General features: G+C 68.8%; 16 protein-coding genes. 10 read left to right on the forward strand and 6 right to left on the reverse strand.

All coding sequences use genetic code 11. The annotated features are described in order from the left end of the window. Positions 1-76: 76 nt before the first annotated feature. The 4 genes from CDA09_RS04690 to CDA09_RS23255 all read right to left on the reverse strand — a co-directional run bounded on the left by CDA09_RS04690 (position 77) and on the right by CDA09_RS23255 (position 6,032). The gene (locus tag CDA09_RS04690) at positions 77-1,744 is read right to left on the reverse strand and encodes a putative bifunctional diguanylate cyclase/phosphodiesterase (protein WP_286164380.1); all 1,668 of its coding nucleotides are present in this window, start codon (positions 1,742-1,744) and stop codon (positions 77-79) included. A gap of 80 nt (positions 1,745-1,824) precedes the next feature. Beyond that, the gene (locus tag CDA09_RS04695) at positions 1,825-3,222 is read right to left on the reverse strand and encodes a cyclic di-GMP phosphodiesterase (protein WP_286164381.1); all 1,398 of its coding nucleotides are present in this window, start codon (positions 3,220-3,222) and stop codon (positions 1,825-1,827) included. 6 nt (positions 3,223-3,228) lie between these two features. Beyond that, the gene (locus CDA09_RS04700; RefSeq protein ID WP_164844366.1) at positions 3,229-5,811 is read right to left on the reverse strand and encodes an EAL domain-containing protein; all 2,583 of its coding nucleotides are present in this window, start codon (positions 5,809-5,811) and stop codon (positions 3,229-3,231) included. Beyond that, positions 5,808-6,032, reverse strand: coding sequence for a hypothetical protein (locus CDA09_RS23255; RefSeq protein ID WP_164844367.1), 225 nt, complete (start codon positions 6,030-6,032; stop codon positions 5,808-5,810). The genes CDA09_RS04700 and CDA09_RS23255 overlap by 4 nt, the downstream gene beginning before the upstream one ends. Positions 6,033-6,309: 277 nt before the next feature. On the opposite strand from CDA09_RS23255, the gene CDA09_RS04705 reads away from it, so the two are divergent. The 8 genes from CDA09_RS04705 (at position 6,310) to CDA09_RS04740 (ending at position 15,010) form a co-directional block, all read left to right on the forward strand. Next, entirely contained in the window at positions 6,310-7,506 is a 1,197-nt protein-coding gene (locus CDA09_RS04705; protein WP_121427556.1) for an amino acid aminotransferase, read from the forward strand. A 401-nt stretch (positions 7,507-7,907) separates the two neighbouring features. Continuing rightward, positions 7,908-8,936 (forward strand): TRAP transporter substrate-binding protein, encoded by a 1,029-nt coding sequence (locus CDA09_RS04710; RefSeq protein ID WP_121427557.1) that lies wholly within the window; start codon positions 7,908-7,910, stop codon positions 8,934-8,936. Positions 8,937-8,951: 15 nt separating this feature from the next. After that, positions 8,952-10,853, forward strand: coding sequence for a TRAP transporter large permease (locus tag CDA09_RS04715; RefSeq protein ID WP_121427558.1), 1,902 nt, complete (start codon positions 8,952-8,954; stop codon positions 10,851-10,853). Between the two features lie 40 nt (positions 10,854-10,893). Next, positions 10,894-12,087: an acyl-CoA dehydrogenase family protein gene (locus CDA09_RS04720; RefSeq protein WP_121427559.1), complete on the forward strand. Its 1,194-nt coding sequence runs from the start codon at positions 10,894-10,896 to the stop codon at positions 12,085-12,087. Then, complete coding sequence (locus CDA09_RS04725; protein ID WP_121427560.1) at positions 12,087-12,869, forward strand: SDR family NAD(P)-dependent oxidoreductase; 783 nt, start codon at positions 12,087-12,089, stop codon at positions 12,867-12,869. The genes CDA09_RS04720 and CDA09_RS04725 overlap by 1 nt, the downstream gene beginning before the upstream one ends. Before the next feature lie 76 nt (positions 12,870-12,945). Then, entirely contained in the window at positions 12,946-13,962 is a 1,017-nt protein-coding gene (locus CDA09_RS04730) for a phosphotransferase family protein (RefSeq protein WP_121427561.1), read from the forward strand. Further along, positions 13,962-14,336, forward strand: coding sequence for a DUF6285 domain-containing protein (locus tag CDA09_RS04735; RefSeq protein WP_121427562.1), 375 nt, complete (start codon positions 13,962-13,964; stop codon positions 14,334-14,336). The genes CDA09_RS04730 and CDA09_RS04735 overlap by 1 nt, the downstream gene beginning before the upstream one ends. Further along, on the forward strand, positions 14,333-15,010 hold the full coding sequence (locus CDA09_RS04740) for a histidine phosphatase family protein (RefSeq protein ID WP_121427563.1): 678 nt from the start codon (positions 14,333-14,335) through the stop codon (positions 15,008-15,010). The genes CDA09_RS04735 and CDA09_RS04740 overlap by 4 nt, the downstream gene beginning before the upstream one ends. 84 nt (positions 15,011-15,094) lie before the next feature. On the opposite strand, the gene CDA09_RS04745 is transcribed toward CDA09_RS04740, so the two are convergent. Together CDA09_RS04745 and CDA09_RS04750 are read right to left on the reverse strand one after the other, a co-directional pair. Then, positions 15,095-15,784 carry a GntR family transcriptional regulator gene (locus tag CDA09_RS04745; protein WP_121427564.1) on the reverse strand — a complete coding sequence of 230 codons (690 nt, stop codon included), beginning with the start codon at positions 15,782-15,784 and terminating at the stop codon, positions 15,095-15,097. Positions 15,785-15,841: 57 nt separating this feature from the next. Continuing rightward, on the reverse strand, positions 15,842-17,566 hold the full coding sequence (locus tag CDA09_RS04750; RefSeq protein ID WP_121427565.1) for a 2-hydroxyacyl-CoA lyase: 1,725 nt from the start codon (positions 17,564-17,566) through the stop codon (positions 15,842-15,844). 199 nt (positions 17,567-17,765) lie between these two features. Between CDA09_RS04750 and CDA09_RS04755 the strand changes: the two genes are divergently transcribed. Both CDA09_RS04755 and CDA09_RS04760 read left to right on the forward strand, forming a co-directional pair. Continuing rightward, the gene (locus tag CDA09_RS04755) at positions 17,766-19,334 is read left to right on the forward strand and encodes a class I adenylate-forming enzyme family protein (RefSeq protein WP_121427566.1); all 1,569 of its coding nucleotides are present in this window, start codon (positions 17,766-17,768) and stop codon (positions 19,332-19,334) included. Between the two features lie 13 nt (positions 19,335-19,347). Then, positions 19,348-20,328 carry an AEC family transporter gene (locus CDA09_RS04760; RefSeq protein WP_121427567.1) on the forward strand — a complete coding sequence of 327 codons (981 nt, stop codon included), beginning with the start codon at positions 19,348-19,350 and terminating at the stop codon, positions 20,326-20,328. Positions 20,329-20,350 lie beyond the last annotated feature (22 nt).

Consider the following 20,350-nt stretch of genomic DNA (forward strand, 5'->3'; position numbering starts at 1 on the left):
AGTCTCTTCCCGCACCTCTCGCTTCGCCGATCCTTCTGCTAAAACCCCACTCTCTGGAGTTCTGCCGCGCAGACTCCTAGTCCGCGTTGCGCGCCTTCACCCAGGGCACGAAGTCGCGCTGCGGCATCGCCCGCGCATACAGGAAGCCCTGCGCGAAGTCGCAGCCGATGCGCTGGAGCTCGTCGGCCGTGGCCTGATCCTCGACCCCTTCGGCGACGACGCGCATGCCGAAGCCGTGGGCGAGCGCCTGCACCGTCGTGACGATGGCGTGGTCGCGGCTCGAACGCAGCATGTCGCGCACGAAGAGCTGGTCGATCTTCAGCTCGCTCACCGGCAGGTCGCGCATGTAGGCGAACGACGAGAAGCCCGTGCCGAAATCGTCCAGCGACACCCCGCAGCCGAGCGCGCGCAAGCGCTGGATGACGCGCCCGGCGCGGTCGCGGTCGCCGATCAGCGCGCTTTCCGTGACCTCCAGCACCAGGCGGGAGGGCGCTACCTTCCAGGTCGACAGCGCCTGGGCGACCAGCTCGGGAAGATCCTCGTCATGCAGGTCCTGCGCGACGAGGTTGAGCGATATCGGCACCTCGACGCCTTCGGCGCCGAGTTCGCCGATCATGCGTGCCGCCTGGCCGAGCAGCCAGCGCGACAGGCCGGGCATCAGGCCGAGGCGGCTGGCAGTCTCGATGATCTGCGGCGGAGGCACCCATTCGCCGTCGTCGCGCTGCCAGCGCAGCAGGGCTTCGGCGCCCGCGCAGCGGCCGCTGCCGAGCTGGATCTGCGGTTGCAGCCACAGCTGGAACGGCGGATGCGCGATCGTGCGGGCGATTTCGCGTTCGATGTCGATCTCGTGTTCCATGCGCGCGATCATGTCGGCGTGGAAGCACACCACCGGCACGTCGGCGCGGATCGCGCGATGCAGCGCGGCGCGCGCGGCGTGCTCCAGGTCGTGAGCGGTGAGGCCGTCGTCGGGCGCACAGGCGGTGCCCGCGTGGATCGAGCCGCGCAGCTGCGGCACGCCGTGCTCGGGCGAGCGCTCGCAGATCTCGATCAGGCGCCGCGCGGCCAGCTGAACCTGGCCGATGCTGCGCAGCTCCGGCATGATCAGCGCCCATTCCTGGTCGGCGATCGAGTACAGCACGTCGCCCGGCCGCAGCACGCGGCCCATCGCATCGCTCAGCGCCCGGCGCAGGCGGTCGCGCTGGGCGCTGAGTTGTTCCGGCGCGCTCGGGCCCCAGGCGACGTGCAGGAGCAGCAGGCCGAGCGGCTGCTGCAGCGGGGGGCTCATCAGGCGTTCGATCGCATGCAGGAAGCGCGTGCGCGTCGGCAGGCCGGTGACCGGATCCACGCCTTCCCCCGCTGCCACGCGCAGGTCCAGGCGGTCGAGCGAGGCGCACGCGAGCATGGCCTGCACGGCCTGCGCGAGCTTCGCCGTTGCCACGAGGATGTCGCATTCGGCGCGTCCGGGCGCCGGGCCCGTGGCATGCAGCGCGGCATGCACCGCTTCGATGAGACAGGCGCACGCGGTGGTCGGCAGCGTTCGCGGGGCGCCCTGCTGCTGGCAGTCGAGCCATGCCGCGGCGAGTGATTCGAGCCACTCCGGCGTGCCCCACAGGGGCCGTTCCAGCAGCTGCGCGAAGAGCACTGTCTGGCTGGCCGCGATCGGCTGCGTGCAGCGCCGCTCCACCCCGTTGGCAAAGGCGGCGTCGAAGGTTTCCGCAGGAACGGCGAGCGTGAACGCCCGCAAGGCCGCCGCATCGGTCGCGGAATAGCCGACCGCCGCGAGTACCGCGTCCGTGCTGCCCGGGGGAATGTTCAGGCTCGTGTTCAGGATAGGTAGAACTCCGAGGGATCGATGCCGTAGGCCCCCACGGGCAGCGCGCGCAGAATCCTGTACGGTTCGCCGGCGGGGGTCTGCGGCGAATAGAGCAGGTCCAGGGTGGGCGGATGGCGGTTCGGCGACTTGTCCGCGCACAGCAGCACCAGCACGCGCGGCTGCATCCGCCGCACGCGGTTCTGCGCGATGACGACGGCGACTTCGCCGGTGTTGAGTTCGACCAGCGTGCCGGCCGGGTACAGGCCGATGCACTGGATGAATCCATCCACGACGTTGGCCGAGAACTTGACGTCGCGCATCTGCACCAGCGCTTCCAGCGCGCGCTGCGTGCTCCGCGGCTCCTCGTAGGTGCGCTTGCTGGTCATCGCGCAGAAGGTGTCGACCAGGCCGGACATCTCGGCGCGCAGTCCGATCGCGCCGTTGCGCAGCCCGGCGGGATAGCCCGTGCCGTCGATGCGTTCATGGTGGCGGCTGACGATCTCGACCAGCCCCGGCATCGGCTTCGGGGTCTGCAGGATGATGCGCGTCGAGAACTCGACGTGCGACTTCGCGATCTCCATCTCGAGCCGGCTCAGCCGCCCGGCTTTCTGCAGCACGCGCTCGGGCAGGCGGAGCTTGCCGACGTCCTGCATCATGCCGGCGACCCCCATCACCGTCGCGCCGTCCTCGGAAAAGCCCAGGCTGTGCGCAAACACCATCAGGTGCACGGTGACATCGAGCGCGTGCCGGTAGCTGTAGAGGTCGTACTTCTTGAGCCGGATCAGCCACAGCAGCGCATCCGGGTTGCGCTTCACGCTCTGGAGCATGTCGTCGACGCATCCCGTCACCTGGCCGATGTCCGGGTTGCGGTTCTCGCGCACGTCGGCGATGACCTGGTCGAAGACTGCTTCGGTCTGCGTCACCACCGGGGAGACGCGGATGAGTTCGCGCTCGACGGAGCGGGTTTCGGGCCGGTCCGCGACGGCGTCGCCCGCAAGCCGGCGTGCCGCCGTCGCGTCGAGGCTGCCCTTGCGCACCAGCGCGAGCGCCTCGAGAAAGCTCAGCGGGCCGGCTCCGGAAGGCGCGGCGGCCTCCACCAGCGGCCGGGGCGGGGCCGTCCGGCCGACGCTCGAGGCCGGGGTGGCGCTGCCGGGCGCCGCGTAGTGTTCGCCGACCGAGCGGCTGCGGTCGATGTAGAGGAAGCGGCAGCAGTCGCGCAACTGGTCGAGCGTCTCGTCGTCCTCGATCAGGAAGCCTTGCAGCAGGAAAGGCGTGCCGACCCACGGGCGATCGAGCTCCACGACGAACATGCCGATGCTCGCGTCGGTCGCCGCGATCAGCTCCCGCCGCCCGTCCTGCCTGCCTTCAGTGCCAGGAGAACCCGTCCGCCTGTCGTCGCCCGCGTGCATGTCCCGTCATGATGAAAATGCTCCACGGGTGGGATTTTGCACCCAATCGACCGCAAAATCCTCTGCCGGGACCGGCGGGCCGAAAAGATAACCCTGCAGGACATCCGATTCCTGGCGCGCGAGGAAGCGCGACTGGACCTCGGTTTCGACCCCCTCGGCGACCACGCGCAGCCCCAATGCCCGCGCCATGCGGATCGCCGCGACGACGAGCGCGCAGTCTTCGGCGTCCTCGGAGAGGTCGCGGATGAAGCTGCGGTCGATCTTGATCGTGTGGAACGGGAAGGCGCGCAGGTAGCTCAGTGACGAGTAGCCGGTGCCGAAATCGTCGAGCGCGACGGTCACGCCGGCGGCTTCCAGGGCGAGCATGGCCTCGCGCACTTCGCCCGGGTTGCGGATCAGCAGCCCTTCGGTGACTTCGATCTCGAGCTGTTTGCGCGGGATCGCGTAGCGCTCCACGCAGGCCTTGATCGTGTCGACCAGCCCGGCGTTGGCGAACTGGCGCGGCGACACGTTGACCGCCATCACGAATTCGCCGCCGCAGGCCTCGCGCCACTGCGCCGCGTGCGAACAGGCCTGGTCCAGCACCCAGTTGCCGATGCTGACGATCAGTCCGCTCTGTTCCGCGATCGGGATGAAGCGGTCCGGCGGGACGCGACCGAGCACGGGGTGTGTCCAGCGCAGCAGGGCCTCGGCGCCCACGAGGCGGCCGTCGCGCGCTGCGACCAGGGGCTGGAAATAGACCTGCAGTTCGCCGCGCTCGAGCGCGCCGCGCAGTTCGCGCTCCATCTCCATGCGCGCGACGGAGTCGTCGTGGATCTGCTGGTTGAAGAAGCGGAAGGTGTTGCGGCCGGCGTCCTTCGCCTCGTACATCGCAAGATCGGCGTTGCGCAGCAGCACGGCCGGTTCGCTGCCGTCGTTGGGGTAGAGCGAGACGCCGATGCTCGGCGAGGCGATGAACTCGCGGCCTTCGATCTGGAAGGGCGGCGTGAAGGTCTGGATGATCTTGCTCGCCGCCGCGTCGGCGTCGCTCGCCTTCGCGATGCCGAGGATGATGAGGAATTCGTCGCCGCCCAGCCGTGCGACCGTGTCTTCCGCGCGGATCACCGAGCGCAGCCGTGCGGCCGCCTGGCACAGGAGTTCGTCGCCGGCGACGTGGCCGAGGGTGTCGTTGATCTGCTTGAAGTTGTCCAGGTCGATGAACATCACCGCGCACATCGTGCCGTCGCGGCTCGCGCGGCCCGTCGCCTGCTGCAGGCGGTCGAGCGCGAGCGTGCGGTTGGGCAGCGCCGTGAGGTTGTCGTAGTACGCCTGGTAGGCGACCTTTTCTTCCTGGGAGCGGCGTTCCGAGATGTCCTCGCGCATCAGCAGCATGTGCGCCGGCGCCCCGTGCTCGTTGCGCATCGTGACCAGGCGCAGGTGTTCCCAGTACTCGCTGCCGTCGGGGCGGCGGCTGCGGCGCTCGCCATCCCAGTCCCCGCCGGTCTGCAGTGCGGCACGGAATTCCGCATCGACTGCCCGGCTCTGTTCCCTGTCGGCCGGCTCCGGCAGCGCACTGGCGAGGAGCGTGTCCGCCGGGCGGCCGGTGACGCGCACGTAGGCGGCATTCGCGTACTCCACGCGCCGGTCGGCATTCGCGATCAGCACGCCGATGGGATTCTGTTCGACGGCCTGCGACAGCATCCACAGGCGCGCGTTGGCCGTGGCCAGGGCGCGTGTGCGCTGCGTGACGCGATCCTCGAGTTCTTCCTGCGCGGTCCGCAGGCTGCGCTCGCGCGACACCACCATGTCCTGCATGGTGTTGAACGCCCGCCCGAGGTCGCTGATCTCGTCGTCGCCGGAGATCGCGATCGGTTCGCGGTCTTCGCCGGCCGCCAGGCGGGACGCCGCATCCCGCAGGGCGCGCAGCCGGCGCGACAGGGAGCGTGCGAACACGACCAGGACCGCCGCGAGGAACAGGAAGCCGCCCAGCGACAGGGTTACGAAGAAGCGCTGCTGCTGCTGCTGCTCTTCGCGCGCCTGAACGTAGGCTTCGGTCGCGGCGTGTTCGGTGGTGCTCACCAGTTCGCGCAGGATCGACGATATCGCCGCATGCGCGGTGCGCGTGCGCGTGCGCGTGCTCGTGATCGACTTCACGGCCGCGAGGTTCATCGTTGCCGCGAGGCTGATGATTTCCTCCACGTCCTCGCGGTAATTGAGCCAGTGCTTTTCCAGGCGCCGGGCGTCGTCCGGGCGGGTGGCGGCGAGCGTGGTGAGGAACGGGGCCAGTTCCGCCGTCATCGCCTCGATCCCGGAGCGCATCCGTTCGGCGTACTGCGACAGCGCGAACACGTCGTGCGCGGAGGGCAGTTCGAGTTCCAGCGCGCGCAGCTCGTTGCTGAGCGCCTGCAGGCGGTGCGTTGCCGCCAGGGGCTGCACCTGCCGGACGACCGTATCCTCGAGCCGCAGCTTGGCGTCATCGAGGACGCGGTTGCCGATCAGGAGGATCGTCGCCACCAGCAGGCCGCCCAGCGCGAACATGGTCGACAGCCGCACCAGCAGCGACTGGCGGAACAGGCTCCGTCTGGCGGGAAGGGGAGGCATCGGAATCATTGGCGGCCACCGAACCGGCGGCGGAACGCCTGCCGCGGCCGCATCTGCCCGGCGAACGACTCCGCGAGTGCAGCCCCCGAAGACGGGACGCGCGGCATCCGGTGCATCCACGTGCCTTCCCCGTCGTCGCGTTCGTCGACCACGCCGTAAGGCTGCAGGGTGGCTGCAGCGGCGCACAGGGTTGCGGCGGGCAGCGGGGCGAGATATCTGCGTGACGACATCGGCAGGCGGGTCCGGTCGTATATCCTTAGAGTTAGTGGCGCTATTGTCACATAAAGTTACGCTATTCATGTCGCCCGGATGATTGGGAGGGGGAGTCGCCCTCTTGTTGCCGTCGGCCCCGGAAATTTCGGCCCGGGCACCCGCGGCGGCGCTCGCCGACGGCTGCCGCGAGGAGCCGATCGGATACACTCCCGCAAGCGCTGTCCGCGTGCGCCGTGTCACTTCGTCCGCGCCGCCAGCGACCGTTCAACCCGACCATTGCGGAGCCGCTTGCCCATGTTCGAACATGTCGACGCCTACCCCGGCGATCCCATCCTCACCCTCGTCGAAACCTTCATGCAGGATCCGCGTACGCAGAAGGTCAACCTCGGCATCGGCCTGTACTACGACGAGGAAGGCCGCATCCCGCTGCTCGGCTCGGTGCGCAAGGCCGAAGTGGCGCTCGCCGCGACGCCGTTGCCGCGCTCCTACCTGCCGATGGAAGGTGCCGCCGACTACCGCGCCGCCGTGCAGCGCCTGCTCTTCGGCCCGGACCATGCGGCGCTCAAGGCCGGGCGCATCGCCACGATCCAGACCATCGGCGGTTCGGGCGCACTCAAGGTCGGCGCCGACCTGCTGAAGCGCTACTTCCCCGCGAGCGAGGTGTGGGTCAGCGACCCGACCTGGGACAACCATCGCTCGATCTTCGAGGGTGCCGGCATCGCCGTGCATGACTACCCCTATTACGACGCGGCGACCGGCGGCGTGCGCTTCGACGCCATGCTCGCGACGCTCGACACGCTGCCGGCCCGCAGCATCGTGCTGCTTCACCCGTGCTGCCACAACCCGACCGGCGTCGACCTGTCGCAGGACCAGTGGCGCGCGGTCATCGCCGTCGCGAAGGAACGCAAGCTCATCCCCTTCCTCGACATCGCCTACCAGGGCTTCGGCGACAGCCTCGACGACGACGCCTTCGCGATCCGCGCGCTCGCCGACGCCGGCGTGAGCTTCCTCGTCAGCAACTCCTTCTCCAAGAACCTCTCGTTCTACGGCGAGCGCTGCGGCGGCCTCTCCATCGTGTGCAAGGACGCCGACGAAGCCGCGCGCGTGCTCGGCCAGATGAAGTTCACCGTGCGCCGCAATTACTCCAGCCCGCCGTTCCACGGCGGTCGCGTCACCGCGATGGTGATGGACGACCCGGAACTGTACGGCGAATGGACCGGCGAGGTCGAGGCGATGCGCACCCGCATCCGCGCGATGCGCCAGAAGCTCCACGACGTCATCACCGCGCGCGTGCCGGGGCGCGACTTCGGCTACTTCGTCAAGCAGCGCGGCATGTTCAGCTACACCGGCCTGAGCCCCGAACAGGTCGACCGCCTGCGCGAGGAATTCGCCGTGTATCTGGTGCGCTCCGGCCGCATGTGCGTTGCCGGCCTCAACAGCCGCAACGTCGACTACGTTGCCGAAGCGATGGCGGCCGTCCTCAAGGACTGAGCCCGCGCCGCCTCCCCGGTGCGCTGGCGGAGGCGCGGGCCCTGTATCGGGGCGCCGGACGTCCCTTTCTGTCCGGCCGTCGTTTCCGACGCGCGGAAACGCTCCACCCCCTGACTATCGACCCGATAACCACATACCGTTCGGGCTGATCCATTACATTGCCGCGTGAATAGGGTGCCTGCAGGCACCCTCGCGCGATCTTCGCGGCAGCCGCCCCCCCCTCCTGCGTGGTCTTCGCGCCGTCCTCCCGCCCGGTTCTTGACATTGTTTGAATTCAGAATACACTAGGTCGGGCGTAAGCGAATTCCGAATTCAATAAATCAGGTGCAGAAGGAATCGCCTGCGACTCGCGCCGGCCCTCGGCGCTTGCTGGACATCGATACCCAACGGAGGAGACGACGATGACAAGCATTTCCCGCAGACAATTCCTGACGGTCGCCGCGCTTGCCGGTGCAGGCGTGTTGAGCCGCACGGCTTTCGCTCAGTCAGGCGCGGGCAAGCCGGCGGAGTTCAAGCTGAAGCTCGGGACCGACCTGCCGGTGACCCACTCGGTCAACGTCCGCCTGAAGGAGGCCATCGATGCGATCGCCGCCGAAACCAATGGCCGCGTGGCGATCCAGTTGTTTCCGAACAACCAGCTCGGCAGCGACTCGGACATGATGTCGCAGGTCCGCGCCGGTGCCCTGGAGCTGGCGACCTTCCCGGGCACGGTGCTGTCGACGCTGATCCCGGCGACGTCGATTACCGGCGTGGGCTTCGCGTTCGGCGCCTATGACAAGGTGTGGGCGGCGATGGATGGCGAGGTCGGCAACCACATCCGGCGCGCGATCGAGAAAGTCAATCTCGTGCCGTTCGATACCGTGTGGGACAACGGCTTTCGCCAGATCACCAGCAGCACGCGCCCGATCCGCACGCCGGAAGACCTGCGCAACTTCAAGATCCGCGTGCCGGTCGTGCCGCTGTGGGTGTCGATGTTCAAGGCGATCGACGCCGCGCCGGTGAGCCTGCCGTTGAGCGAGGCCTACCAGGCGCTGCAGACGAAGGTGGCCGACGGCCAGGAGAACCCGCTCGCGCTGATCGATTCGGCCAAGTTCTTCGAGGTGCAGAAGTACTGCTCGCTGACGAACCACTCGTGGGACGGGTTCTGGTTCATCGCCAATGCGCGCGCGTGGAAGTCGCTGCCGCCCGACGTGCAGCAGGTGATGACGAAGCACATCAACGCGGCCGCGCGCAAGCAGCGCGAGGATATCGCGCGGGCGAACGTCGACCTGCAAAAGACCCTCGAAGCCAAGGGCCTGGCCTTCAATCAGGTCGATGGCGCGGCCTTCCGCCAGCTGCTGAGCAAGAACGGCTTCTATGCGCAATGGCGCGAGAAGTTCGGCGCCGAGGCGTGGGGCCTGCTGCAGAAATACGCCGGCGATATCGCCTGATCGCGCGGGGCCGACATGAACACGATCGCCCATTCGCTGGGCGCGGCCGAGACCGCGCCCGGGACCGGACACGTCAGTGCGAAGCGCTTCGGGAGGCAATTCGCGCACGCGGCCGACCGGATCTTCGCCGTGCTCGTCGAGGCTGCGGCCGCGGCGCTCATCGTGGCCGAGATCTGCATCCTCTTCGCCGGGGTGGTGTCGCGCTACGTCCTGGATTCGCCGCTGGTGTGGACCGACGAGGCCGCGTCGATCCTGTTTCTCTGGCTCGCGAGCCTCGGCGCGGTCGTGGCGTTCCGCCGCGGCGGGCACATGCGCATGACCGCGCTGGTGTCGAAGGCGGCTCCGCACCAGCAGGCGTTTCTCGACACGATCGCGGTCGCGGCGGCCCTCGCGTTCCTGCTGCTCGTCCTCGGTCCGGCATACGAGTACGCGGCGGAAGAGGCGTACGTCACGACGCCGGCGCTGGAGCTGTCCAACGCGTGGCGGGCTGCGGCGCTGCCCGTGGGGCTTGCGCTGATGTGCGCGATGGGGGGCATCCGCCTGTTGCGCCTGGGCAACTGGCGCCTCGTCGCGTCCGCGGTCGCGACGGTCGGGGCGATCTGTGGCGTGTTCTACGCGCTCGGGCCGGTGTTGCGCGACCTCGGCAATCTCAACCTGCTGATCTTCTTCGTCGGCGTGACGGCGGCGACGGTGCTGATCGGCGTGCCGATCGCGGTGTCCTTCGGGCTGGCGACTTTCGGCTTCCTCGCGCTGACCACGCACATGCCGCTGATGGTGCTGGTGGGACGCATGGACGAAGGCATGTCGCACCTGATCCTGCTGGCGGTGCCGCTGTTCGTGTTCCTCGGCCTGCTGATCGAGATGACCGGCATGGCGCGCGCGATGGTCGCCTTCCTCGCGAGCCTGCTCGGGCATGTGCGCGGCGGGCTGTCCTACGTGCTGTTGGGCGCGATGTACCTCGTGTCGGGCATCTCCGGTTCGAAGGTCGCGGACATGGCGGCGGTGGCGCCGGTACTGTTCCCGGAGATGAAGGAGCGCGGCGCGAAGCCGGGTGACCTGATCGCGCTGCTGGCCACCACCGGTGCGCAGACGGAGACGATTCCGCCCAGCCTGGTGCTGATCACGATCGGCTCGGTGACCGGCGTGTCGATCGCGGCGTTATTCACCGGCGGCCTGCTGCCGGGCGTGGTGCTGGGGACGGCGCTGTGCTTCGTCGTGTGGCTGCGCTACCGCAACGAGGATCTGTCGAAGGTGCGCAGGGCGAGCCGCGGCGAAATCTGGCGCGCGTTCCGCTTCGCGCTGCCGGCCCTGGCGCTGCCCTTCGTGATCCGTGCGGCGGTGGTCGAAGGGGTCGCGACCGCGACCGAAGTATCGACGCTGGGCATCGCCTACTCGCTGATCGTCGGGCTGCTGCTGCACCGCGACGCGAAGTGGTCGCGGCTCTTTCCGATGCTGGTGGAAACGGCGGCGCTGTCGGGGGCGATCCTGCTGATCATCGGCACCGCGACCGGCATGGCGTGGTCGCTGACGCAGTCGGGTTTCTCGACGAGCCTCGCCCAGGCGATGGCTGCGCTGCCGGGCGGCGCGCCGATGTTCCTCGCGGTGTCGATTGCCGCGTTCATCATCCTCGGCAGCGTGCTCGAGGGCATCCCGGCGATCGTGTTGTTCGGGCCGCTGCTGTTCCCGATCGCGCGCGCGATGGGCGTGCACGAAGTGCATTACGCGATGGTCGTGGTGCTGTCGATGGGCGTGGGCCTCTTCGCGCCGCCCTTCGGCGTCGGCTACTACGCGGCCTGCGCGATCGGCAAGGTCAAGCCCGAGGAAGGCGTGCGGCCGATCGTCGGCTACGTGCTCGCGCTCCTTACGGGTCTCGCGATCGTTGCCGCCGTGCCGTGGATTTCCACGGGCTTGCTGTAGTTGCGGCCCGAAACAGTCAAACAAACGCAAAGGAGCAGGTATGGATTTCTCCCTTAGCCCGGCGCTGCAGGAACTGCAGCAGCGCGTGCGCCGATTCATCGCGGACGAGGTCATTCCGCTCGAGAAGGATCCGCGCCAGACCCTGCACGGCCCGAACGAGGACCTGCGCAACGAGCTCGTCGCGAAGGCACGCGCCGCCGGCCTGCTGACGCCGCATGCGTCGCGCGAGATGGGAGGGCTGGGCCTGTCGCATGTCGAGAAGGCGGTCGTGTTCGAGGAGGCCGGCTATTCGACGCTCGGCCCGACGGCGCTGAACATCCACGCGCCCGACGAGGGCAACATCCACCTGATGGAAGTCGTCGCGTCCGAGGCGCAGAAGGACCGCTGGCTGCGTCCGCTGGTACAGGGGAAGACGCGCTCGGCCTTCGCGATGACCGAGCCACCGCCGGGCGCCGGGGCGGACCCGTCGATGCTCGCGACGACCGCCGTGCGCGACGGCGACGAGTACGTCATCAACGGCGTGAAGTGGTTCATCACCGGCGCGGAAGGGGCGTCCTTCGCGATCATCATGGCGAAGATGGAGGACGGCTCGGCGACGATGTTCCTGTCCGACATGGACCGCCCCGGCATCGAGCACGTGCGCACGATGGACGCGCTCGACAGCTGCTTCACCGGCGGCCATGGCGTGCTGCGCTTCAAGAACCTGCGCGTGCCCGCGAGCGACGTGCTGGGCGAGCTGGGCAAGGGCTTCCGCTACGCGCAGGTGCGGCTCGCGCCGGCGCGGCTGACGCACTGCATGCGCTGGCTGGGCCAGGCAAGGCGCGCGCACGACGTCGCGCTCGCGCACGCCCGCAGCCGCCAGGCCTTCGGCCGCACGCTGGGCGAACACGAGGGCGTGAGTTTCATGCTCGCCGACAACGAGATCGACCTGCAGACCGCGCGCCTGCACATCTGGCACACCGCGTGGCTGCTCGACCAGGGCGAGCGCGGCAACTTCGAGTCGAGCCGCGCGAAGGTCGCGTGCTCGGAAGCCGAATGGCGCATCGTCGATCGCAGCGTGCAGATCCTCGGCGGGCAGGGCGTGACGCACGAGACCATCGTCGCGCGCATCTTCTCCGACATGCGGGCCTTCCGCGTCTATGACGGTCCGAGCGAGGTGCACCGCTTCAGCATGGGCAAGAAGATCGTTGCCGGCCGCGCCGATGCGAGCGTGAAACCGCAGGAGCCGCGCTGATGGACAAGGACTATCTCGGCGGGCTGTTCGCGCTCGAGGGCAAGGTGGCGTTGGTCACCGGCGCTTCCAGCGGGCTCGGGCGGCACTTCGCGGCGCTGCTCGCGCGCGCCGGCGCGCAGGTCGTCGTCACCGCACGGCGCGCCGACAAGCTGCAGGAACTCGTCGGCGAAATCGAGGCCGCGGGCGGCCGCGCGCAGGCCGTCGCGATGGACGTGACCGACGCGGCGAGCGTCGGCGCCGCCTTCGACGCGGCGGGGGTCGGGGCCGGCGTGCCCGACATCGTCATCAACAATGCCGGCCAGACGATTACCAAGCCCCTGCTGCAGCAGACCGGGGCCGACTGGGACAACGTCATCGATCCCAATCTCAAGGGCTGCTTCCTCGTCGCGACCGAGGCCGCGCGGCGCATGGTGGGCGCGGGCAAGGGCGGCAGCATCGTCAATATCGCGTCGATCCTCGGCGAACGGGTCGGCGGCGGCGTCGCGCCCTACACGATCTCCAAGGCGGGCGTGCTGCAGGCGACCAAGGCGATGGCGCTGGAACTCGCGCGGCATGGCATCCGCGTCAATGCGCTGATGCCCGGCTACGTGGTCACGGACCTGAACCGCGATTTTCTCACCAGCGAGGCCGGCGACAAGCTTCGCCTGCGTATCCCGAGCCGGCGCTTCTGCGAGCTCGCCGACCTCGACGGACCGCTGTTGCTGCTCGCGTCGGACGCCGGCGCGGCGATGTCGGGGGCCTGCGTCGCGGTCGATCGCGCACATCTGGTAAGCGGACTTTGAGCAGTATTGCCCGGCAACTGACTACCGTCCGGGCTGAACGGCGGTATGTGAGTCCCGCCTGAATAAGGAAACGGAAATGGATCAGACTTCACGCGCGGCAGTCGAGCGCTTCGTCCGCGCCGCGGCGGGGGCCTCTTCGGTCGCGATCACTGAAGCGAAGCTGCTCTCGGGCGGCGCGGTGCAGGAAAACTGGCTCGTTGATCTGGAAATCGGAGGCGGTCCGCGCGCCGGGCGGCTGGAATGCGTGCTGCGCTGCGACTCCCCGACCGCGGGGGTGGCGATCAGCCACGGGCGCTCGCACGAATTCGCGCTGCTGAAGACGGTTTTCGATGCCGGAGTGAGAGTCCCCGAGCCCCTGTGGCTGTGCGAGGACAGGGAAGTGTTCGGGCGCCCCTTCTTCCTGATGCGGCGTATCGGCGGCACGGCGGCCGCGCACGTCCTGGTCAAGGATCGCCGCCTCGGCGGGGACCGGGTACGGCTGGCCGAACAGCTCGGCCGCGAGCTCGCGCGCATCCATTCGGTGCGTCCGCCGCAGCCGACGCTCGATTTTCTGCCGCAATACGACGGCTCGCCCGCGCTGCACCGCGTTGCCCAGCATCGGGCCTTCCTCGATGCCCACCATACGGCTTACCCCGCGCTGGAATGGGGCCTGCGCTGGCTCGAGCGCCACGCGCCGGCGCGCGGGCTCGTCACGCTGTGTCATGGCGACTACCGCACGGGCAACTACATGGTCGACGAACACGGTCTCACCGGCATCCTGGACTGGGAATTCGCCAGCTGGAGCGACCCGCACGAGGATCTTGGCTGGCTGTGCGCCAAATGCTGGCGCTTCGGCAATGCCGCGGAGGAAGCCGGGGGCGTCGGCGCCCGTGAAGACTTTTATCGCGGCTACGAAATCGAGTCCGGGCGACGCGTCGACCGCGACGCGGTGCGATACTGGGAAGTCATGGCGCATACCGGCTGGGCCGTGATCGCGGTCCAGCAGGCGGAGCGCCATTGCTCCGGCGAGGAGAACTCGCTGATGCTGGCGCTGACCGGCCACATCGTGCCCGAGCTGGAATGGGAAATCCTCAACATGACGGAGAACGACTGATGCGCGAGCAACCGAAGGGCGACGCGCTGCTGGCCTGTGCGCGCCAGCTACTGCGGGACGAAGTGCTGCCGGCGCTGCCCGCCGAGCGCAAGTACGCGCTGCTGATGGCGATGAATGCGATGTCGATCGCCGAGCGCCAGTTGCGCAACGGCGACGCGCCCGAAGCGCAGGAGCTGGCCGAGCTACGCGCGCTGCTCGACGATCCGAAGGCGGGGCCGGGCGAAGGCAACCGGCGGCTCGCGCGGCGGCTGCGCGCGGGCGCGGGCGACCCGGGCACGCCGCAGCGCGCCGCACTGTTCGCCCATCTGCGGGCGGCAGGCCGCAGGCGGCTGGCGGAAAGCAACCCCAAGGTGCTGCCGGTGGAGCCGCGATGAGCGCGCTGGTCCTGATGCGGCACGGCCAGGCGGCGTTCGGTGCGTCGCGCTACGACGTGCTGTCCGAGGTCGGTGTGGCACAGGCGCAGGCCACCGGCGCCTGGCTGCGTGATCGCGGCGACACGCCGACGGTCGTCTGGCACGGGCCGCGGCAACGCCATGCGGAGACCGCGGCGCAGGTGCTCGCCAAGGCGGGGGACTGGCCCGGCGCGCAGCTCGTGCCGGGCCTGGACGAATTTGCCGAAGGCGAGGAAGTGCTCGTTGCGGCCTCGACGCTGTATGGCCGCCCGTTGAGCGGGCCCGAGGCCCCCGCCCGCCGCGAGCAGTTGCGCTGCTACGAGGGGGCGTACGAGGCGTGGTCCCGGGGCGAGCTCGGTATCCCCGGGCGGGCCTCGTACCGCGACTTCCGTCTGGCCGTGCGCCAATGGATGCGCGACGTCGTCGCGGCGCCCGGCGCCCCCTCGGGGCAGCGGATCCTGGCGGTGACTTCAGGGGGCGTCATCGCCGCGGCCGTCTGCGACTTGCTCGGCGTTTCCGACGAGCAGTGGTGCGCGCTCGTCCGCGTGATCCACAACGCGTCGATCACCGAGATCGTGTTTTCGCAAGGGCGTGCCAGCCTGCGCTCCTTCAACAGCGCCGCCCATCTTGCGCGCGAGCTGACGTCACCCATCTGACGCAGCGCTCGACGGTTCCGGCTGCAGGGGCGAAAAAGGGGCAGGCCGTCAATGTGACCTGCCCCCGCGCGGCCGGATGGACAATCAGATCGTGATTTCCTCGACTTCAACTGCGGGGCCGTTTTCCTGGAGCCGCTGGATCATGAAGTCGGCCGCCTGCGAGATGTGCTGCCGTCCGAGTTCTTCCGCCTTCTGCGCATCGCCGGCCGCGATCGCCTCCAGCATCGCCTCGTGCTGGCCCCAGACGTTGCGCGGCTGCTCCTCGTTGACCAGGACGCCGCCCATGACACGTTGGGTGTTTGTCCAGTGCGCCTCCATCGCGGGCGCAATGAACGGGTTCTCGGACAACAGGTAGATGAAGTGATGGAAGGCCATGTCGGCCGAGATCATCGCGTTGTACGCGCCCGCCGCGACGGCCTTGCGTCCGGCGCGGATCAGCGCGGGACCCTTGGTCTTTGCCTGCTTGGCGTTGAGCTCCGCGGCCCGGCGGCACGCGAGGCCCTCGATGACGGCACGCATGTCGTACATGTTGCGCACGTACTTGACGTCGAGCGGCGCCACGAGAAGGCCGCGCCCCGGGGCGTCGCGCAGCACGCCCTGGTTGCGGAGCAAGGCGAGTGCCTGCTGGACGGGCTGGCGCGACACGCCCAGTTCCTTGGCGATCTGCTCCTGGATGATCCGCGATCCGGGGCGCAGCTTGCCGCCCGAGATTTCCTCGAGAATCGCCCTGTGGACCTGCTCGACGAGTTTGGGTTGGGTTTCAAGGATTTTCATGGAGCATTACTCTATCGCGTCAAAGGGAGATCCAGCTAGACCCCGGTGGCATCAGCCCTATTCCGGGCGGCTGCCGTCGCGCCAGCGGCGTTCGGCCTCGTCCCAGGCGGCGAGCGGCTGCAGGTCGGGGACCCACGCGAGGCCGGACTTGGCGTCCGAGGACGCCGCCTCCGGTGTCACGAGAACGTCGAGCAGCGCTGGCCGGTTGGCCAGCGCCCGTTCGATGGCTGCAGGCAGATCTTCCGCCTTTTCGACCCGCTCTGCGTGCATTCCGAATGCACGCGCCATCGCAGCATGGTCCGAGAACTGCAGCCGGGTTCCGCACACCTTGCCGTGCGTTTCCTGCTGGTCGCGCACCTCGATGGCCCACGCCCCGTTGTTGGCTACGACAACCAGGACCGGCGCTTTGTGCCGCACGGCCGAGTCGAGCTCCATCGCGTTGAAGCCGAAGGCGCCGTCGCCGGTGGCGACCACGACGGTCTGGTCCGGGCGGGCGAGGCTCGCCGCGACGCCGAAGGGGGTGCCGACGCCGATGCAGCCGAGCGAACCGGGATCGAGGTAGGTCGTCGCGGGCAGGCCGACGCGCGCGAAGCTGAGGAAATCGCCACCGTCGGCGACGACGACGGCGTCGTCGGGCAACGCGTCGCGCAGCGCGGCGACGAGACGGTTCGGATGCATCAGGCCGTCGCTGCCCGGCGCCGCAGTGCGCATCGAATGCGCGAGCTTGTCGGCCCGCTCGCAGTGCTTCGCGCGCAGCGAGCGGATCCAGTCGAGATCGGTCGCGGGTGCGCGGTCCCCGGCGGCTTCCAGGATCGCTTCGAGCGCGAGCGCCGGGGTCGCCATCAGCTCCACCGCGCCGCGGCGGTTGTCGCGCAGCTCGGCCGCGCAATCGGCGATGCGCAGGAAGCGGGCGTCGCCGAACACTGCAGGAGAACCGTAGGCGAGCTGAAAGTCCAGGCGTCGGCCGACGGTGATCACGAGGTCGGCCTGCCCCATCACCGAGCCGCGCATCGCGGCGACCACCGACGGATGCTCTTCGGGCACGAGGCCGCGGCTTTCGCCCGTATCGAGATAGGCCGCGTTCAAGCGGCTCAGGAGCCGGCACAGGGTCGGGCCGGCGCCCTGCGCCCCTCGCCCGGAGATCACGAGCGGGCGCCTGGCGGACCATAGCAGCTCGACCGCGGCCTCTACCGCGGCGCGATCCGGGGACAAGGTCGGCGCGGCCTTCGGTGCGAAATGTTCCGGCAGTTGCACCGCCTGCGGAATCTCGCCGCGCAGCGTGTCGACGGGGAAGTCGAGATACACCGGGCCCGGCTCGCCGCCTTGCCCCATCGCGCGCGACACCGCCTCGTCGAGCTCCTGCAGCACGAGTTCGGGTTGGCGCACCGTGCGCGCGTAGCGGGTGATCGAGCGCACGAGGTCGGTGTGCACGACGTCCTGCAGCGCGCCGCGGTTCTCCTGCGGGCGCGGCGGCAGTCCCGACAGCACCAGCACCGGCACACGGGCGACGTGCGCATTGGCGATGCCGGTCATCGCGTTGGTGACGCCGGGGCCGGCGGTGACCATCGCGACGCCGAAGCCGCCGTTGAGCTGGGCTTCGGCGTGGGCCATGTACACCGCCGCGCGTTCGTCGCGCACGTCCACGATCCGGATGCCTTCGGCGTCGAGACGCATCCAGATCGGCATGATGTGCCCGCCGCACAGGCTGTAGACGCGCTTGACGCCGCGCGCCTTGAGAAAGCGTGCGATGACCGCCGCCGACGACTGTTCCGAAATTGCCATGCTGCTCACGGTGTCTCCTCCTGTTGTTCGTGCCTGCGCCGCCCGGGGATTCGGGGGATCGGGTCCGGGGTGTCGCGAGGCAGTGTTGCAAATGGCCTCGTTTCGCTTAGAATCCTATCGCATTCTGAATTCAGAAGTCCATAAATTCTTCGGTGTTCAGAACTCAGAGAGCCCGACGACACCCCAAGGAGACAACCCCATGAGCCATCTGCTGACCATTTCCGATGCCGTTGCCACCCACGCCAGATTGACGCCGCAGAAACTCGGCACGCGCGACTCGCGGCGATCGCTGACCTACGCGCAATGGGACGAACGCGCGAACCGGCTCGGTTCGGGGATGCTCGGCCTGGGCCTGAAAAGGGGCGACCGCGTGGCGGTGCTCGCCTACAACTGCGTCGAGTGGATGGAGATTTACGTGGCGCTCGCGCGCGCCGGCCTCGTCGCGGTGCCGCTCAACTTCCGGCTCACTGCGCCGGAGATCGCCTACATCCTCGGCAATTGCGAAGCCGGTGCGCTCATCGCAGGCACGGAGTTCGTCGACACGGTGGATACGATCGGCAGCGAACTCGGGGCGGTGCAGGGGCGCTGCGTCGTCCTCGGCGATCAGGCCGGTTCCGGCTGGGTCGCATACGAGGACCTCATCGCGGGAGCGAGCGCGGATGCCGGTTTCCCACGCGTCAATGCGGACGAGACCTGCGCGCTGCTGTATACCTCGGGCACCACGGGGCGCCCGAAAGGGGCGATCCGCGGCCACGCCGGCAGCACGCTGATCGCGCTGGCGACGGCGCTGGAGATGGGCTTCACGCGCGACGACACGGCGCTGCTGGTGATGCCGATGTGCCACGCCAATTCCCTCTACTTCGGCACCACCTTCATCCACATGGGGGCAACCTGCATCATCGACGACCGGCGCAGCTTCGATCCGGAGGGGTTCATCGCGACGCTCGCGCAGGACCGGGTCACCTTCACGTCGCTGGTGCCGACGCACTACATCATGATCCTGGCGCTGCCCGACGCGGTGAAGCAGCGCTACGACATGGGCAGCGTGGGGAAGCTGATGATCTCGTCGGCGCCCGCGCGCAAGGACACCAAGCTCGCGATCGTCGAATACTTCCGCAACGGCAGGCTGTACGAACTGTACGGCTCGACCGAGGCGGGCTGGGTCACGCTGCTGCGCCCGGACGAGCAGATCGTCAAGCTCGGCTCGGTCGGACGCGAGTGGGCCGGCAGCGGGGCGATCCGCCTGCTCGACGAGAACGGCCAGGAGGTGGCGGACGGCGAAGTGGGCGAACTCTTCTCGCGCACCTCCTACGTGTTCGACGGCTACTGGAAGAACCCCGAGAAGACCGCCGAAGCCTTCCGCGGCGAGTGGTGCTCGGTGGGCGACATGGCGCGCCGCGACGCCGACGGCTACATCTGGCTCGTCGATCGCAAGAGCAACATGATCATCAGCGGGGGCGAGAACATCTACCCGTCCGAAGTCGAAGGCGTGCTCGGCGGCCATCCCAAGATCAAGGACGTGGCGGTGATCGGTATCCCGCACGACAAGTGGGGCGAGACGGTGCAGGCCGTGATCGTGCTGCACGACGGCCAGAGCGCCGGCGCCGAGGAAATGCAGGCGTGGTGCCGGCAGCGTCTCGCGGCGTTCAAGTGTCCGCGTTCGGTGGTCTTCATCGCCGATTCGGAGATGCCGCGCACGGCGACCGGAAAGATCCTGCACCGCGTGCTGCGCCAGCGGCTTGCCCCTCCCGAGTCTGTCAACGCATGAGAGAGGCTTTCGCATGCAACAGATCCTGCTGGTGACCTTTCCCTTTTTCGCGCTGGTGCTGTGCGGCTATCTCGCCGCGCGGTACCGGATGCTGCCGCTGGAAGCCATCCCGGGGCTGAACACCTTCGTGCTGTTCTTCGCGCTGCCGTGCATGCTTTTCCGCTTCAGTGCGGGGACGCCGATCGCCAGGCTCCTCGACCTCGGCGCCTTCGCGATCTACGTGCTGTGTGCGCTGGCGATGGTGGCGCTGACCGTGGTGACGACGCGCAAGGGGGCCATCGGCTGGAACGACGCCTCGTTCGGCGCGCTGGTGGCGGCCTTCCCCAACTCCGGTTTCATGGGCATGCCGCTGCTCGTGTCGCTGCTGGGCGCGCGCGCGGCCGGTCCCGTGATGGTGCCCCTCACGGTGGACATGGTGATCACCTCGTCGCTATGCATTGCGCTCTCGCGCCTGAGCACGGCGGAGGCGGGCGGCGCGCGGCAGGCGGCGATGAAGGCGCTCACGAGCGTGCTGGTGAATCCCCTGCCGTGGGCGATCATGCTCGGCGGCCTGTCTTCGGTCACCGGGTTCACGCCGTATCAGCCCCTGATGCGCGTCATCGAGATGCTTGCCGATGCCGGTTCGCCGACGGCCCTGTTCACGATCGGCGCAGTGCTCGCGCGCTCCCGCTTCGCGGCAACGGCGCAGCCGGCCGGGAGCGGCCGGGCCGGCGACGTGCCGCAAGTGGTGTTCTTCAAGCTGATCGTCCATCCCGCCCTGGTGCTCGGTGTCGGGACGCTCGCCATCGCGGTCGGATTGCCGCTCGATCCATTCGCGCTGACCGTGCTCGTGCTGGTGGCCGCCTTGCCGAGCGCGAGCAACGTCCCGATGCTCACCGAGCGTTTCGGCGCCGATACCGAGCGTGTGGCCCGTGTCGTCCTCGTCACCACGGCCTGCGCCTTCCTCACCTTCTCGGCCGCGGTTGCAATGCTGGCGGGGCAAAGCGGTGCATAGCGCCGCTGCCCGCCCTGGCGGG

Source organism: Azoarcus sp. DN11 (genome assembly GCF_003628555.1).
Lineage (GTDB): Bacteria > Pseudomonadota > Gammaproteobacteria > Burkholderiales > Rhodocyclaceae > Aromatoleum.